The sequence below is a fragment of the Wolbachia endosymbiont of Drosophila mauritiana genome, from assembly GCF_004795975.1.
GTDB lineage: Bacteria > Pseudomonadota > Alphaproteobacteria > Rickettsiales > Anaplasmataceae > Wolbachia.
In genome coordinates this window covers 1206801-1223801 of record NZ_CP034335.1, presented here as the reverse complement: position 1 = coordinate 1223801, position 17001 = coordinate 1206801, and the positions used below count along the sequence as shown (strand labels likewise).

Below are 17001 nucleotides of genomic sequence, written 5' to 3'. Positions count from 1 at the left end.
TTAATTTATACTTTTATTAATTGATAGGTTTAGAGGTAAAATATGACTGATAAAAAGATAGAAAAACGTAGTATATTTTTTAATGCTGCAAAATCAAAATTTTCAAACGATAGGTTTCAAATAGATTCCTCATCTAATGAGTCAATAGATACCATTGGTAAAAAATTTAAGTATGAAGTGAAACTTCCAGGTGTTATTCACACTACAACAAGAAAAAATAATGTTGGAAGCGGATTAAATGAGTTAGATCTAAGAAAGAAAAATGAAAACTCTTTCAAGACATCAATAAAGAATATTGAAGAATCAGATAGTAAGAGAAACCAAAGTCATTTGCTGTCTCAGGAAGACTCATTTCCAGAACTACCAGCATGTGCATATAAGCCAGCACTGCTGCCAAAACCATCAAAAGAAAAAATAAAGGAAGCTGTAGATAAAATGCGCAATAATAGAAAAGCTCATAATTCTGCAAGTGTTGAAAATGGTGTTAGTTCAGACAGGTTCAAAGTGCGCCCGTTCTTATGTAGTGATATAGATGGATATGTAGCTCCTGACAAACGTGACCGTAATCTAGAAAGGTGTAGGGTTACACATGATAGCAGTAAGTTTGAAGCACAAATGGAAAGAAAGCATGGGTTTCAATCAGATCCAAGTGTTAAGCATGTAAAGGCTGATACTGTAGTATGTTCTATTACTAAAGGTCATGACAAAAAAGGCGTTAAATCTGATGTCTCATATACACAAGAGCCTACATCAGAAATGTCTAAGGTAATGTGAGAGAATTAGCAAATAGGTTCCGTGGCTAATCATTATTGGATTTTTTGAATAACAATTGCTTAAGATTTTATAAACTGTGCATATAGTACTCTATAAGAGAAAGAGAAGTGTGACAACTTCTCTCTTTCTTAACCACTTGCTGAAGAACGTTTATCTTCTGTGGCATCTGGTGATGGAGCAACTAATCTACTCAAAATCTCATCTTTTGGTCCCATAGCATAAATAACCCCATCTGACATGACGATCACTGTATTGACTACAGATAGTAGCTGTAGCTTATGAGTGATGATAACAGTGGTAGTATTTTGCTCTCTTGCAACATTGATTGCATTAATCAAGCGCGCCTCTCCATTACTGTCTAAGTTAGCATTCGGTTCATCAAGAACTAAAAGCTTAGTATTACCATAGAAAGCCCTTGCAAGTCCAAGAAGCTGTTTTTGGCCACCAGAGAGTATTACTCCTCCAGGTCCTCCTATTGTTGTATCATACCCATTTGGTAAGCTCAGTATTAATTCATGTATTCCTGCAATTTTTGCTGCTTTGATTATTTCTTCAGGATTTGGATCTGGTCTCATGCGGGCAATATTAGCTTTAACGCTCGTGTTAAATAACTCAATATCTTGAGGTAAGTAACCAACATAATTACCAAAGTTCTCTCGATTCCAAGTATATACATCAGCGCCATCTAGTCTGACTACACCTGATATGGGTTTCCAAACACCAACGGTTAGTTTTGCAATGGTCGACTTACCAGAAGCACTTGCACCAATAACACCAACAACATCCCCTGGTTCTATTACAAATGAGATTCCTTTTACTGTTGGCTTATTGCTTCCATAAGGAGTAAAAAATACCCTATCAAATTCCAACTTCCCTTCAGGCTCTGGTAGAGCCATAGTTTGCTCTCTTTTTGGGGATGTTAGTATAAGTCTTTGTAGCCTCTCATATGACATTCTGGCTTGATTTAAAAACTTCCAAGTATGAACTGCTGCATCAAATGGAGCCAATACTCTACCCATCAAAATCGAGGCAGCAATAATGCTACCGGCAGTTTTGTGAGCTGTGATTGCGAGTAATGCACCTGTTCCAATTACTGAAATTTGGAGAGTTGAACGTAAAAATTTAGTAATACCAGTAATTACATTAGAACGATTCTGCGCTGTAACTTGCATTGCACGATTTTGATCATTCCGTTTACACCAATCAGAAACTATAAATTCTGACATGCCCATAGCTTCAACCACCTCTGCGTTTCTTGTTGCAACATCTATAGCATTAATATTGCGTATAGTTTCTTCATTGGTTTCTCGCAATATACGCTTAGTGGCAAGTTCATTCCATACTGCCATTGAAACTAATATAATGATCCCGGCAATAGCTATAAACCCTGTAGAGGTATGTATCATAAAGATCACAACAAGGTAAATTAGCGACCATGGAGTATCGAACAGTGAAAATATACCATTTCCTGTAATGAAATTTTTTATTACTCCAAGATCTCGTATTGCTTCACCGCTGGAAGTTGAGCTCTGCACTGACGTTAGCCTGATTGACCTTACTATTAGATCTGGTGTTGCAGTTTTATCAATCCAGTCGCCAATTTTTGCCATGGCTAAATATCGGCAAGTTTCAAGCATTGCAGAGCACGCAAACGCAGATAAAGTAATAATTGTCAGCATAACTAGTGTTGATACACTCTCGCTCGATATCACTCGATCAAGTACCTGAGAAGTATAAAGTGGCAAGAATAACATTAACGCATTAATCCCTGAGCTAAACCAGAAAATGAACCAAAACGCACTCTTGCACTTCTCTAGACAAGTATATAGTATACTTTGCTTTAATTCCTTTTTTATTGACGGAGTGATTTCCACAATCTTCCTTTTTATTTAATTATATGTACCATATATAGTTTTTATTTCAAAAGTATTAACAGTTATTGCCTTACCATATCATTAATGTAATAAAATATTAATGATATGCGAATATAAACTTTTTCATGGAAATTTAGCAAGGCTATCTAATTTCTTCTCTACTATAACCTTATACGATAGCCTTGCCAATTGTTCTACGTTTTTCTTATCTACTACTCAATGACAGTTTACTAGAATGCTTACTATTACTCCTCTGAAAGTTGATGCTATCAGAGTCAGTGACTACAATCTGCATCTCTTTTCCTCTTTCTATATGATCAGGAAGTATTCCATATTCCAATACTCTACCTGTAAATTATCTTTTGCTCATACAAGGTGGACTTGAATATACCCTTGGTCTATATTCCAATCCTAAAAAGTCTGTTTCTTTAACAAAAATCCCTGTCTCAGGGTTAGAAAATGTTGCAGACGGAATTTTATTAGCTACCTTCTTACTCACAGAAGGTAGCTTATTTTCACTACTATCACTCACATGATGCGCTGCGCTATGGTTGTTACCACACTCTTCTCTTAAGGTTGAACAGCTTGAATTAAAAAAAGTCGGAAATATAAAACACCCATTGATATCACCAAATTGTTTTATCAATCTATAATTTTCTTTATTCATTCTTGTGATATTCTCTTGATTAGCACCTTCTGATAAGCTTGATGAAGCAATAAGATCTTCTTTTTTCTTACTAAAGATATTGACTCTTTTTAGCTTGGTTGCAACATTCTTGAATTTGTTTTTCGGAGCTTTTGGTTTACTTTCTGAATGCTCATTTATAGTTATAAAACATGATGCACTATCACATTTGTCCATTATATCTTGTGCTCTACTGTTGCGCCTTTCATACAGACCAAGTTTTTTTGTTAAATCATTCAAAAAAAATGAACTTCTTCTGCTTGTTAAAGACTTATCTGAAAATGGTGCTGTACTACCACTTCTACTCATTTCCTGAAAAGGAGTATTGAGTTTGTTTTTACTCTCTAATCTAGCTTCATGCGTAAGTTTGTTAAGCATGCTTTCCAATCGTGAAATGTCTTCTGCATGCTTTGTTGATTGTTCCAATATTGTGTTGTATTCTTCCAAACTATGAACTTCTACTTTTGCCTTGATTGATTTGCCTGTTATCTCTTCAATTGTTTTTATTTTCTCAGTATAGTTTTCTATTTCACTTTTAAGTGGTTTTTTTCGAAGGCCAACTAATAAATTAGACAAGAAAGATATAAGTGATATTAAAGAACAGAAAATGGAGATACAGGTAACAATTTTCTCCACTGTAGATCCTGATTGATCAGATAGTATGCAAGATGAAATAATGATGCCTACTATTGGTGTAAGCACATTAGTAATACGTAAAACTATTTCCCTTTTTTCTTGATAATCTATTTCAAATTTATCATATTTCCTTTTTCTGTCTTCCTTTATTTCATAAAAAGCATCTAAAAATAACCTTAAGATATTTGCATCACTATGTTCAAGAGCATAGTCTAAAGATGTTTTTCCTTCATTATCTTTTATGTCAAAATTTAGTTTCTTATTTACAATTTTCTTTCTGTTGCTGATTCTTGGATATAATAAGGCTTTAGTAGCTTTTTCCCTTAAGTGTTCATTTTGTTTACGCTTTTCTAAAACTAAATTTTTCAAGAATTGATCTTGCTTAAAATCTTCATCTACAATTCTTGCAAAATCATTATCATTTATTACAAGATAGTGTAATGGTGTTCTTCCAGATTTAGATACAACATTAAACATTTCCTCAGTATAGGGATCATGATGATCTGTCATAAAATATTCTATTACCTCAGCATTAAGGCTCATGGCAGCTAAATGTAGAGGTATAAGCCCTTGACTGTTTGTGTGAAAAAGTGATACTGTATTCCTAATAGTTGACTTAGCAATACTTTCAATAACATACTGAGAGCATCCTATGCCGTCGGCAAGAGCAGCCATGTGTAACGGTGTATTGTCGTTTTCATCATATAACACTTTGATGCTAGCAGCCACCTTTTTACCTACAAGTTCTTTTGCCACAAATTCAAGACATTCCTTATTGCCGCTCAAAATAGCTGCAAATAACAACTTTTTTTGTGTATTTTCTTCTGAAAAAATACTAATTGGGATTTTTTCTACCAAATACTTAACGCATTCTACTCTTCCACTGAGAATAGATAAGTCTAGTAAAGTTTGTCCATCCTCATTTTCCTTACTTAATATTTCTCCCACACTCTCTTTTTTAAAAAGGTGCTCAAGGCATGATTTATTACCAACACGTGCTGCCATATGAAAGACGGTGTCACCGTTGCTATTCTCACGCAAAACCTCTTGATAAACGTCAAATTTCTTCTCTTCCAACTTTTTTTCTATCATGCTTAAAAACGATAAATCAAGTTGGGCAGCAAAATGTAAAGGGGTGTTTCCTTTGTTATTACTCTTATTTACTTGCATGCCTCTGTTTATTAATAGACTCACACATTTTTTTCTTAGTTCTGTTTCTGTATTACTCGATAGAGCTAAGTGTAGGGCCATATTTCCTTTGCGTGTTTTTGTGCTTAAATCGTAATCAGGAAATTTCTTGAGTAAAAAGTTTAGACAATCATACTGCCCGTACATTGCAGCTAAATGTACAAGATCTCTTCCATACTCACCTTTGGATTCAAGCATGCTATTTTCTATATTTTCATGAAATAGCTCTATACAATATGCATTACCATGTATAATAGCAATATGTAAGGGGGTATTACCTTGTTTATTCTGAACAATTTTTGCACCTGATTGAGTAAACAATTCTATTAGCTGTTCATTTCCATGTTTTGCAGCTATATGCAATGGGGTGTTACCATCTACATCTTCTCGATTAGTTTCACTTTTTAGTCTACCTAACAGTCTTAGATGCTTTATAAGAAAATTTATAGCATTTTCTTGAGTTTCTGAGTTACCTGCAATCTTATGAAGAGGATTCTCACTATATTGATTTTTTAAAAATTGTACTTGATTATTAATGAAGAATTTTATGCACTCATGATTCCCAGATTGTGCAGCAAAGTGTAATGCGTTATTTCCGTATCTATCTGTTTTAATTTTCTCCCTCTCAAAAATTCCTTTTGCTGTAAGTACTTCCCCTAAATACTTTAGGAGGCTAAAATTTCCGCTTCTAGCAGCATAGTGTAATTCACTCTTATAATTGATAGTACTAGTAAAATGTGCTTCATTTTCTATGAGAGTTTCAAAGCATTCTTTATTGCCAAATTTAGCCGCATAATGTAGCGGTGTTTTACCAACTCTATCTTTACTCCTTACTGCTTCTTTAACATTAAAATCAAAACTTTCTATCACAAGACGTAAAATATCTTCTTTACCCGACTCAGTTAAATAATGTAGAAGTGTTTTATCATTACTATCTGCAAAATTCTCCAATTTTATAATCAATTCTTTGCCCATACCAAGAATTAGAGATACAGCTATTTCAACATGAATATCATAATTCCTATTTTTCTTTTGTTCTTCCTCAATTCTTTCAATAGCCACTGTTAATAGCGAAGAACCATCATTACTTGTTATATTCCATCCATCTTGACGAAATTTTTCAGCTAATGAATCACTTATATTTTTTGCTAAAATCTTGCTTTTTATATGATCAAGATTATTAGTATATATATTATAGTTTTCTTCTTGAGTTATTTTATTAATATAATCATATATGCTTATTAGATCTTGCTTATTGACTTCATCTTCTGAATTGCCTTGTAATGAAGAAAGGTCAGTCTTACTAATTGCTCTGGCTATACCAATGGTTCCCACAGCAAATAAACCTGAACTGAGTGTCTTTGCGCTTGTACTAAATTTAGCTTTGAAAACATTAGTAACTGTGTCAAATTTATTTTTGAACATACTGTGCCTCATAAATAATAATGCCGGTAGTGAATAAGGCTTTAGTAGATACCACTGTAATTTTTAAGCCTACAAAAATTTACCAGCGGCCGCATTATATAGTAGATAATTTTTTGTGCTAGTAATATTTTTCTAATTCCCACTTTGGCCTTGGTGCAAAGTCAAGAGAGTCTACATAGTTTCTCTGTAACCTTTCAATTCCTGTCCATCCAACCATCACTGCATTGTCTGTGCATAAATTGCTTGGAGGAGAAAGCACGTTCAAGTCTATGTGCTTTTTTAATCTCTCTTTCAGGAAATGATTTGCTGCAACTCCACCAGTAACTACAAAATCATTAATTTTAATATTTAAGGATGAAGCAATAATAATTGCATTTTTGACTCTATCAAGTAGTATGTCGCTGACACACTCTTGAAATGAGGTACACATATCACACACATCCTGTTCATTCATTACAAGTTCTCGTATTAAGTTTTTTACTGCTGTTTTAATTCCAGAAAACGAAAAGTCACATCCAGAGCGTTTTGTCATCGCCCTTGGCAGTTTAAATCTCATACCATCACCTTTTTTAGCTAATTTTTCAATCAACGGACCTCCTGGATAGCTTAGACCCAGTGTCTTAGCAACTTTGTCAAATGCTTCTCCTAATGAGTCATCAAGCGTTTCTCCAAGTTTGATGTATTTACCTACATCCTGTGCAATTAAAAATTGGCAGTGACCACCTGATATCAGCAGGACTAAAAACGGAAATTCAACCTCATATAGTAGCCTAATAACTAATGCGTGTGCCTCTAAGTGATTAACTGCAATAAACGGTTTTTGTGCTGTATGCGCAATTGCTTTAGCCATCATTGTACCAACTATTAATCCACCTATGAGTCCTGGTCCTGATGTTGCTGCAATTGCATCCAAATCACGAAAATTAAGGTTAGATTTTTCCATAGCACTTTTTATTAAACCACTTAAATGCTTCATATGAGCGCGTGATGCTATTTCAGGAATCACTCCACCGCACTTTTTATGCTCTGCCTGAGAAAGAATTTCCTGAGCAAGCACTTGCTTATCACTATTTACAACTGCTGCTGCAGTTTCATCGCAACTTGTTTCAATCGCTAAAATGGTTTTCATATATATTTGAACTCTTTAAATTGCGAGAACTATAACTTGAAATGTTGAAGAAGTTAACTATATTCTGCTGAGCTAATTATCATCTTCAAATATAGAACCAATTTTTTTGCTTCCAGGAGAAAATTTATTAGTCCAACTGCTTTGTACTTTGTTTATATCTTTAAAAGCAGTTTTATCGCTATATTCCTTTACTTCTTTATCTATTCTCTCCATTATTTGTAGATCTAGGTAGCTCTTTTTCCATTGGTTAGTAGCAAGAAATACTCTGTTTAAATCTTGAGTGCGAATTAGATATTCTTTATCTTTAGGATAAACTTCCTGAGCCCAAGCAAACAGCTCAAAATAGCGTGCGAATAACTCAGACGCACGTGATTTTGGAGTTTGATAAGCTTGTATCTCTTCAAATATAATTTGACCAATAATTTTTTGTACCAGAATATTTGACTGCTTTAAGTTCTGCTCAATATCCTGATAAACTTTATAGAGAAATTCTTGCTCTAAGCTTAAGTTCAGTTCATTTTCAACCATATGTGAAAGTTCATGTACTATGATGTAAGGATTTGACCTTCTTAGCACAATAACATACTTATTTAAACCAGAAGAACGAATTGTCTTACACACTCCCTCTTCCATATCCACTAATCCTTCTTGATATATTTCAAACGAGAGTCTATTTTGCTTTATTAGTGACAAAGTGAGGTTTAATATATTTCTAAACTTCTCAAATTGATAGAGATATTTGACATATTGTATTACGTTTTCACTATTTCCTACTTGAGTTGCTTGTTTTATTAAGTTCCTGATTAGCATGCTTCATTATTAAAGGAATTTTCTTTATGCTCAAGAATTATAAAGTGTTTTCAGGAAGTATAGCTAAAAAAGTTTAATTTACTTACATTCCGCTGCTTATTATTAGCCAAGAGGTATCACGTCAGTATGACTTAGGAATGTACTAGATATAAAAGTGCAATATCAAATATATTTTACTAAAAATCAATCAACTTTTCACATGTTTGCTCTTCATAAAAGAAGCTCAATATTATCGTAGTACCAAGTTTTGCTTCACTTTGAATGTTGAAAGTCCCACCCATTAACTCTACTAATTTCTTGCTTAGAGGTAATCCGATACCTGTGCCTTCGTTTCTATATCCCGAATCTGCTTGGCCAAAAACGGACATAACTTTATATATGTCCTGCTGCATTATCCCTATTCCATTATCATGAAACTCAATAGTTAATAAATTTTTTTCTATATTCTCTTTAATAATCATTCTTATTAAACCACCTTGAGGAGTGAATTTGATTGCATTTGATAACAAATTTATTATAACTTGCTTCATTCTTTTGGGATCGGCGATAACTAATAATTGTTTATCAGATATCTCTTTCTTTAAACTAATACCTGTTTCTTTTAGTTTAGGTGATAACATTTTTAAGCACGAATCTATTATCTTATTCAGATTAAACTTCACTTTCTCTACTGTTAAACTACTTGATTCAGCTTTAGAAAAATCGAGCACATCATTAATCAAAGCAAGTAAATGTGTACCAGCATTATATATATCGTCTACGTATTCCTTGTATTCAGAGTGATCTACCGAACCTAAAGTTTCATTTTTGATCAACTTTGCAAATCCAATAATAGCATTAAGAGGTGTACGCAACTCATGTGTAACACTTGCAAAAAATTTTATCTTATTTGCATTTTCTTGCTCTAATGCCTCTTTAACCCTTTGTAATTCAATATTAGTTTTATGCTGCTTGGCTAGCATTTGGGTGTTGGAAAGGTGCAAATAAAGCATTATTAGTATTAAGATAACTAGTAATAAGCCCATTAATATTGAAAATAGACTATATACCATAATATAAGAGTCATTATAGCTTTGAATGATCTTCAAAAAAAATGAAGGCTTAATGTCATCTTCATGAAATATAGGGAAAGTAGAAGTTAATGTATTTCCTGTAGCGTAAAATATTTCTTGATTGCTTAGCAATTTATCAATTTCATCATTTGTAAGCAACTGCTCATAGTTATGACCTTGAGTATTAAAATTACTGAAAATTACTCTGGCATTTTGATCATACAGTATTAAGCTAAAATTTCTTGCTTTGCTTACTGATTGTAACAATTCAGCACGCAATTTTACCAACTGGTTTATGTAATCAAAACTGTTATATTTAATATGATGTTTTTCTATTAGTAAATAATGATATTTTTTTATTATACTATTTTCCAATAGATCTTTTAAGTTTGCATTTGAATTACGGTAAAAAGAAAGAAAATTATTCTTTAATGAATAATTGCGGTATATTGTGCCCAATAAAACCACAAAAATTAATAAGAATAGTGAGATAATTTTTGTATATCTATTTGTTTTTAGTGTAGTAAACATTGATTTACTTAATTTATACATATTCTTCTCATTGTGAAATAACGTCTTTTATGGTATTAATAAAAAATTAGCATATCATACTTTTATGACAATTTCTCCTATCTTCCCAGTTTATTCTCCTATTAACATAAATTTTTCTTATGGCAAAGGTATTTACTTGTATGATATCGATAATAAGCGCTATATAGATTTTCACTCTGGAATAGCTGTTAGCAGTTTAGGTCATGCCAACCCACGATTAACTGATGTCCTAAAATTACAAGGAGAAAAACTATGGCATATATCAAATACCTATAATATATCTACTGCCAACAAATTTGCAGAAAATTTAATAAACAATAGCTTTGCTAATACTGTATTTTTTGCAAATTCTGGATCAGAAGCAGTGGAATGTGGACTTAAAATCGCTAGGGCCTATCAAAATGGAAAAGGTAATAAAAATCGCTATAGAATTCTAACATTTCATGGTGCATTTCATGGAAGGACATTTTTAACTTGTGCAACAAACGATAGACAGAAATTTTCTGAATTACTGAATCCTTATATTGACTGGTGTGATAACATAGAGCCCAATATTGAGAGTGTAAAGAAAGCAATTTCTAATGGCATAGGTGTTATATTAATAGAACCAATACAGGGACAAGGTGGTATTAAAGTAATGAGTGAAGTCTTCATGAAAGAGCTAAGAGAACTATGTAACGAAAACGACATACTGCTATTTTTTGATTGCGTTCAGTGCGGTGCTGGTAGGACAGGAAAGTTATTTGCATATGAACACATAGGAATTAAGCCTGACATATGTGCTCTTGCAAAAGGAATAGGAGGAGGTTTCCCTCTGGGGGCTTGTCTTGCAACTGAAAAGGTTGCTAAGTACATGGCGGTCGGTATGCATGGTTCTACTTTTGGTGGTAATCCACTTGCAACTTCAGTAGGTAATGCTGTATTGGATGAATTGCTCAGCCCTGGCTTCTTAGAAAATGTTGAAATTAGAGGTAAGTCTTTAAAAAACAAACTAGAGGACTTAGCAAGCAAGTTTCCAATGATAGAAGAAGTGAGAGGAAAAGGGTTGATGCTAGGAATAAAAGTAAAAATGAATAATCAAAAATTTGCAGAAGAGCTAAGTCACCGTGGTTTACTTACTGTTGGAGTAACATCAGATAACGTTGTAAGAATCTTGCCTCCACTCATTATCACTGAAGAAGAGATTGACGAAGGCATTGAAATCCTCACTCAGTATTTATCTGAAAAGTTCTAGTTAAAAACTAAACCTTCCTGCTCACTAGTTGTTGGCTGTATCAAAATTGCAGATAAAGCAGTAGCTACAACTTTATCAGCTACTTCATTTGTACACTTTGCCTTTTCCTGTTCTCTTATCAGTGTAAGCTCATTTATATCACTTAATGAATCAAATTTTGTTGCATCTTCAAATATAAAAGATTGCACGGCACTCTTCTCAACACCTAAGAAAGCACCATTACCAAACGATAATGCCACATCTAATAACTTCTGCATTAAACTGTTTTTAACAATGAATTTAAATAGCTCCCCTAACACAACTGGTACTCCAAAAGTAAAAAATGCTCCTCTCACTAAATAGGTCGTTATTTCATATAACAATGCACCACACAAGAATGCCAGTGGTCCAAATACTATAAAACCGCAAAGTAAAGGCAATGGCATGGTCTGACCTGATGATATTCTACCTATAAGCTCCATTGAAATTATAAACCCAATAAGTAACATAGCTCTACCTAGATATGTCCTTTCTTTAGAGCGTTTGTTAAAGTTTTTCTCACGTAACTTAGAAAAATCATTGTTAACTCTGACTTCAAAAATATTATGATTGGTTTTTAATTTGAGCTCTAAGTCCTCTATTCCATGATGCCACTTATGACACCTTACAATTTCATCAATTATCGTACTAACTTGATTATTGATTTTGTATAATTTGCTTTCTTGATATAAGTTGCCTTGATAATACTTTTCTCTAAATTCCACGCAGTTTAAATTCTTTAAATCACATAAAAAATCTTTAATTTCTTGTGCCATTTTATCAGTATTACCTATGTAGCCTATAGCTTTTAAAATTGTTACCAAGTGTTTATTTTCAATTTGAGCAATTGTTCTATCTAATGCACGTATATATTGCTTGGATTGAAAATATGAGATGATTTTTTCTTTACATCTATCCTCATTGCCTTCGTACAAACTATTTCTTTTGAAACTGCTGTCATGTTCTTTGGCAATTTCTAATGCATGAGCCAATACATTTTGCGCCTTCACACTACTTTCACAGTGACAGTTTCTGATTATGTGTACATACGCTCTTGCACTGGTATCTCCAGATTTATCTATATTGTACGCTTTAGCCAAAAAGACTAAATAGTCAAACCCTGCCCAAAGATAATACATTACCTTTGTTATAGCACTCCCCACAGAAAATAAAGCTGAGCGTGTGGAAGATAATTTACCATTGTTTCTAATTCTATCTTCATATGAACGAAGGTATTTCTCTGTGCTCTTTAAGATCTTATGCAAGTCCTCCTCTGTCTTTTTAATATCAAAATCATTGATATCATGAATTTTTTCGTACGCCTCCTTTATCAAATCACTAGAAAACTTCTTCAGAGCTAAATCATCAATATTTCCTAATGCATCAATATTTTTACTAATATAGATTTCTATTTTTCTTCCAAGTTCTTCTCCCATTCTATTTTTTAGCAACTTATTGTATTTATTAGTAGCTGGAAACAAAACTTTCTGACAAAATTTCTGTGGTTCGTTTTTAAAATTTGCTAAGATCTTATTCACAAATAGCTCAACTTTTTCACCTGCAGCAACGAAAAACCATGATTGTCTGCTCTCATTACGCTCTCTATTTCTTCCAAGATTCTGTAGGGCTTCAGATGGATTATTGAACTGACTAACCGAATCTGCAAATATTGATGCAACATGATTATATTCACTATCAAATCCACGACCTTTCGATCCGTCTATAACCGTTGTCAACGCATATTTAGCCAATGAATCAAAATCTCTTTTTTCATAATCACAATAAAGAGTTCGATATCCACCTATCTGATTACGTATTATCGCTGAAAAGGGTCTGTTTTCTCCAATACCAAGATCATTTTTCCCAATTCCTGCAAAGATACATTTATTTTGTTTGCAGAAATCAATGAGACTATGTAGTATACCTTCCTCTCTTTCCATGAGGTCATGGAGCTCTTTGCTTAAGCGCCAATTATCAACTATTAACCTGCATTGCTCATTATCACCTTGACGCAATGCTTTAATTACTAACTTGATTTGCGGTAAGAGCTTGTTTCTAGCAAATTGCTCACTAAAGCCTTTTTCCTCTAGGTAGCTTATAATATTATTATCATTAGTGGTGCTAACATTCTTTTTAACATCTTCTATCAATCCAATCAAACCTTCTCTTCTTTTTTTATCTAAGGTAATATTATCACACTTCATTAAATATGAGAGAGTAAGATCGATCATTGAATGCATTACTCTATATTTTAGATATTCAGCAGTACTACTGAAATCCACCTTTTCTTTTAATTCAGATATCTGCTTTTCTGTCAAACTAGGATGTTGCTTTTTAACGCAGTTTATAAAGTTTAATTGACGTAATTGGAGCCTGTAGTCTTGATATGACATTCCTTCAGGCTGAAATTTATTATACACTTCATAACGCGTACCACCTTCATATACTAGATTATCCTTACCCTGCAACGCAAAGTTAAGATTAACCATACTATTCACATCATCAGCTAAAAGCAGAGCACTTTCTCCAATTGGACTTTGCACATTCCATCTTATAGAAGTTAATAAATCATCGGTATCAACAAGCTTATTGTAATTAAAAACTTCTTCGCTTTCTTCAACATACTCATGAGCTGGGCTCGATTTTTCTCTAGTAAATAAGCTACTCACGTTAGCAAGAAATCTAGAAAGCAATTCTCTTGACTCTACCCCAGTTACTTTAGTTAGCGTCCACCAAACTGGCCACATTACCATACCAAATATAAACATAGAAATTGTATAATATAGGTTTCCAATCAAAGCAGAATAGAGCCAATAATCTGAAGTTAGACCAATTACAGCAGCAACATTACTATTTATAATAGGAAACAATATAGCTAAAGATATGATGGAGGTAGCAATGTTCACTACAAGTGCTTGATTGAAATTTGTTATCCTATTGGTTTTTGCAATAACACTTGCTGTTTCGATGGCGTTTGCAATACAACGTCTACTCAATCTTGTCGGGCTGATAACTTTTCCGCATCTATTTAAAATCCTTCTCTTTGGTGTTGCAGTGAGGTAAGTTGTAGGATATTCCTCATCAAGCTTGCACATGTTCTCAAAATCCTGCTGCTTGTCAATACTGTCTGCTTCATCAACACTAATCCACAACTTGGTATTTTGGTCTTTAAATTTACGATCATTTTCTTGCTGCAATAACAGGTCATGTGTCACTATAATTGTTGTAGGTTTAGTTGCCTTCAGTGCATTTTTAATTTCCTCAGCAGTTTTAGGTGTCCTAATGTTTACAGTAAATGCACTACTCATCATTTTTTAGCTTGATTCACTAGGTCACTACTTGGTACTGCAACCAGATGATGAAACCCTGCTTGGGCTAGTACATGACTCCACAATCCAATATCATAAGTCTTGCCAAATCCAGTTTCTGCATCGATCATAACATTACAGTTAGTAGTGCAAGAGTTGCGTAGATGTTCTAATACCTCTTCAACAACAGGTTTACGACGTGCTACTATTATAGATTCCTTTGTATCATCAAGTTTTATAGATTCACCTTGCAAATTACAGTTGATTTCTTCTAAGCCACTTATAATACTTTGCTTTTCTTGATTGCTGATAGAACTCACACATTACCCACTATAATTATCACAATATTAATTGTATGTTAATTCAGTAAATTGTCAATTCTATAGACAAAAAGCTGATTTCAACTATCATATTAATATGAATATATGCCTCGGAATAATTACTTCTCCCCATGGAATCAAAGGAGCTGTTAAGATAAAAACCTTTACTGAAAAGCCCGAAAATATTTTCCTATATGATGAACTAATAAGCGGAAGTGAAAATTATAAAATAAGCTTGGTGTCTGTTGTCAGTAATAATTTAGTAATAGCAACAATTAGCGGTGTGAACTCCCGTAATAAAGCAGAACTTTTAAGAAATAAAAAGTTATATATAGAGAGAAATAAGCTACCACAGTTAAATGATGAGGATGAATTTTACCAAGATGATCTTGTGAATATGGAAGTAAGACTAGAGAGTAATGAATTATATGGTTATGTGAAGTCTGTGCATAATTTCGGCTCGGGGGATATATTAGAAATTTTGGTTATCAGCACAAAAAAAAACATTATGTTATCTTTTACTAAAGAAGTATTTCCATACATCAACATGAAGGAAAGGTATATAGTAATCAACATGCCAGAATTCATTGGCCAATAAAAATTTTGATATTTGTATAAAGTTATTTATAATCATCAGACTAAATTAAAAGTGTAATTATGGCAGAAAGGGCTAATGATATCAGGCCAGGTCAGGTACTAGAACATAACGGTGGATTGTTTTTGGTTGTAAGTATTATGCATACTCAACCTGGTAAAGGTGGTGCATATATACAAGCTGAAATGAAAAATATCCAAACAGGAGCAAAGTACTATGAGAGGTTTCGCTCTGATGCAACAATCAGAAGGGCAATTTTAGATGAAGAGGAATATGTTTATCTCTTTACTGAAGGGAATATCGTAAATCTTATGCATCCAAGTAGTTACGAGCAGATTGTTATAAATTTAGACTTATTAGGGGAAAAGAAGGCTTATTTGCAAGATAATATGAAAATTAAAGTAGTAACTTATCAAGATAAAATAATTTCTGCACATGTGCCTGATCACGTTACACTAACTGTAAAAGAAACAGAGTCTGTTATCAAAGGGCAGACTGTTACTGCTTCTTATAAGCCTGCAATTTTGGAAAACGGAATACGTGTTAACGTGCCTCAATTTATAAAAGAAGGGGATAAAATTGTAGTACATACTCCTGATAACAGCTATTACGAAAGAGTAAAAGAGTAAATGGCCATTTCATCACCACGAATCAATGTGATGCTTGATTCTGTACGCAGTGCCTCCAAGCAGCTTATACGTGATTTTAATGAATTGCAAATTTCAAGCGTTAAGTCAGCAGACTTTATCAATAAAACTTATTCAAAATCCAAGCAGCTTATATACGATTGCTTGAAAAACTACAACCAGAACTATGACTTTATTTTTGAAGACGATGTGGGCCAAGATCTAAAAGACGGCGGTTATACTTGGTTTATTATGCCTATAGAAGGCAAGGAAAACCTTTTTAGTTGTATGGTTTATTTTGCAGTATCAGTTTGTCTCATTCATAAAAACAGAGTTGTAGCAGTTGTGATTGATGCTCCAGCCCTTAGAGAAACTTTCTGGGCAGAGGAAAAGAAAGGAGCTTTTCTTGAAGATTTCAAATCTCGCCATGTAAAAATGCGGATGAAAGCTCGTGAAGGGGGAATAATAGACATAAGTGGTAATTTGTTAAATAAATTACCACTTGACAATAATAATCTGCGCTCCCTTGGCTCAACGGTACTAGGTTTTGCATATCTTGCTGCCGGAAGATACAATGGAATAATTTACTCTGGAATTAATAAATATAAAACTTCACTCGGTAGGCTTTTTCTGCAAGAAAGCGGTGGGAGATTAAAGGAAGATAACGCGCTTGTCATTGCTGGAGATATAAACTAAAGTTCATTCAAAAGAGCAAAAGTCACGTAGTGAAAATAATAAATGGTCTTACCTACCCCTCATTGCAGCAGGGTGGCAA

At 33.5% G+C, this 17001-nt stretch carries 12 protein-coding genes; 5 read left to right on the top strand and 7 right to left on the bottom strand.

Annotation, left to right across the window (positions count from 1 at the left end; all coding sequences use genetic code 11):
* The first annotated feature begins 42 nt into the window (after positions 1-42).
* Positions 43-774, top strand: a complete 732-nt coding sequence (locus tag EJB00_RS05835) for a hypothetical protein (protein WP_225416271.1) — start codon at positions 43-45, stop codon at positions 772-774.
* Between the two features lie 128 nt (positions 775-902).
* Here EJB00_RS05835 and EJB00_RS05830 read toward each other — a convergent pair whose 3' ends face one another.
* From EJB00_RS05830 to EJB00_RS05810, 5 genes are all read right to left on the bottom strand, one after another.
* Entirely contained in the window at positions 903-2648 is a 1746-nt protein-coding gene (locus EJB00_RS05830) for a type I secretion system permease/ATPase (protein ID WP_015588031.1), read from the bottom strand.
* 355 nt (positions 2649-3003) lie between these two features.
* The gene (locus EJB00_RS05825; RefSeq protein WP_135353049.1) at positions 3004-6582 is read right to left on the bottom strand and encodes an ankyrin repeat domain-containing protein; all 3579 of its coding nucleotides are present in this window, start codon (positions 6580-6582) and stop codon (positions 3004-3006) included.
* A gap of 118 nt (positions 6583-6700) precedes the next feature.
* Positions 6701-7711 carry a tRNA (adenosine(37)-N6)-threonylcarbamoyltransferase complex transferase subunit TsaD gene (tsaD, locus tag EJB00_RS05820; RefSeq protein WP_015588030.1) on the bottom strand — a complete coding sequence of 337 codons (1011 nt, stop codon included), beginning with the start codon at positions 7709-7711 and terminating at the stop codon, positions 6701-6703.
* A 72-nt stretch (positions 7712-7783) separates the two neighbouring features.
* Positions 7784-8521, bottom strand: a complete 738-nt coding sequence (locus EJB00_RS05815; protein WP_015588029.1) for a WD_0702 family putative metalloprotease — start codon at positions 8519-8521, stop codon at positions 7784-7786.
* 176 nt (positions 8522-8697) lie between these two features.
* Positions 8698-10125 carry a sensor histidine kinase gene (locus EJB00_RS05810; protein WP_135353050.1) on the bottom strand — a complete coding sequence of 476 codons (1428 nt, stop codon included), beginning with the start codon at positions 10123-10125 and terminating at the stop codon, positions 8698-8700.
* A 64-nt stretch (positions 10126-10189) separates the two neighbouring features.
* On the opposite strand from EJB00_RS05810, the gene EJB00_RS05805 reads away from it, so the two are divergent.
* On the top strand, positions 10190-11359 hold the full coding sequence (locus EJB00_RS05805; protein WP_015588027.1) for an aspartate aminotransferase family protein: 1170 nt from the start codon (positions 10190-10192) through the stop codon (positions 11357-11359).
* Here the strand turns inward: EJB00_RS05805 and EJB00_RS05800 are convergent.
* Positions 11356-14688, bottom strand: a complete 3333-nt coding sequence (locus EJB00_RS05800; RefSeq protein WP_225416270.1) for a hypothetical protein — start codon at positions 14686-14688, stop codon at positions 11356-11358. The two genes, EJB00_RS05805 and EJB00_RS05800, sit on opposite strands and share 4 nt — an antisense overlap.
* The gene (locus tag EJB00_RS06495) at positions 14685-15005 is read right to left on the bottom strand and encodes a DEAD/DEAH box helicase family protein (RefSeq protein WP_225416269.1); all 321 of its coding nucleotides are present in this window, start codon (positions 15003-15005) and stop codon (positions 14685-14687) included. The genes EJB00_RS05800 and EJB00_RS06495 overlap by 4 nt, the downstream gene beginning before the upstream one ends.
* Positions 15006-15102: 97 nt before the next feature.
* Here EJB00_RS06495 and rimM point away from each other — a divergent pair, with 97 nt between their 5' ends.
* From rimM to EJB00_RS05785, 3 genes are read left to right on the top strand one after another with little or no spacing between them, the layout of a single operon-like run.
* Positions 15103-15603: a ribosome maturation factor RimM gene (rimM, locus tag EJB00_RS05795; protein ID WP_015588026.1), complete on the top strand. Its 501-nt coding sequence runs from the start codon at positions 15103-15105 to the stop codon at positions 15601-15603.
* A gap of 59 nt (positions 15604-15662) precedes the next feature.
* On the top strand, positions 15663-16229 hold the full coding sequence (gene efp / locus EJB00_RS05790; protein WP_015588025.1) for an elongation factor P: 567 nt from the start codon (positions 15663-15665) through the stop codon (positions 16227-16229).
* Positions 16230-16922 carry an inositol monophosphatase family protein gene (locus EJB00_RS05785; RefSeq protein ID WP_015588024.1) on the top strand — a complete coding sequence of 231 codons (693 nt, stop codon included), beginning with the start codon at positions 16230-16232 and terminating at the stop codon, positions 16920-16922. It begins immediately after the preceding gene.
* Positions 16923-17001 lie beyond the last annotated feature (79 nt).

Bases quoted from the DNA above. Each gene is read 5' to 3' on its own strand.
- EJB00_RS05805 (WP_015588027.1), top strand. From the start codon at position 10,190: ATGACAATTTCTCCTATCTTCCCAGTTTATTCTCCTATTAACATAAAT.
- EJB00_RS05810 (WP_135353050.1), bottom strand. From the start codon at position 10,125: ATGTATAAATTAAGTAAATCAATGTTTACTACACTAAAAACAAATAGA.
- EJB00_RS05785 (WP_015588024.1), top strand. From the start codon at position 16,230: ATGGCCATTTCATCACCACGAATCAATGTGATGCTTGATTCTGTACGC.
- efp (WP_015588025.1), top strand. From the start codon at position 15,663: ATGGCAGAAAGGGCTAATGATATCAGGCCAGGTCAGGTACTAGAACAT.
- EJB00_RS05835 (WP_225416271.1), top strand. From the start codon at position 43: ATGACTGATAAAAAGATAGAAAAACGTAGTATATTTTTTAATGCTGCA.
- EJB00_RS05825 (WP_135353049.1), bottom strand. From the start codon at position 6,582: ATGTTCAAAAATAAATTTGACACAGTTACTAATGTTTTCAAAGCTAAA.
- tsaD (WP_015588030.1), bottom strand. From the start codon at position 7,711: ATGAAAACCATTTTAGCGATTGAAACAAGTTGCGATGAAACTGCAGCA.
- EJB00_RS05815 (WP_015588029.1), bottom strand. From the start codon at position 8,521: ATGCTAATCAGGAACTTAATAAAACAAGCAACTCAAGTAGGAAATAGT.
- rimM (WP_015588026.1), top strand. From the start codon at position 15,103: ATGAATATATGCCTCGGAATAATTACTTCTCCCCATGGAATCAAAGGA.
- EJB00_RS05800 (WP_225416270.1), bottom strand. From the start codon at position 14,688: ATGATGAGTAGTGCATTTACTGTAAACATTAGGACACCTAAAACTGCT.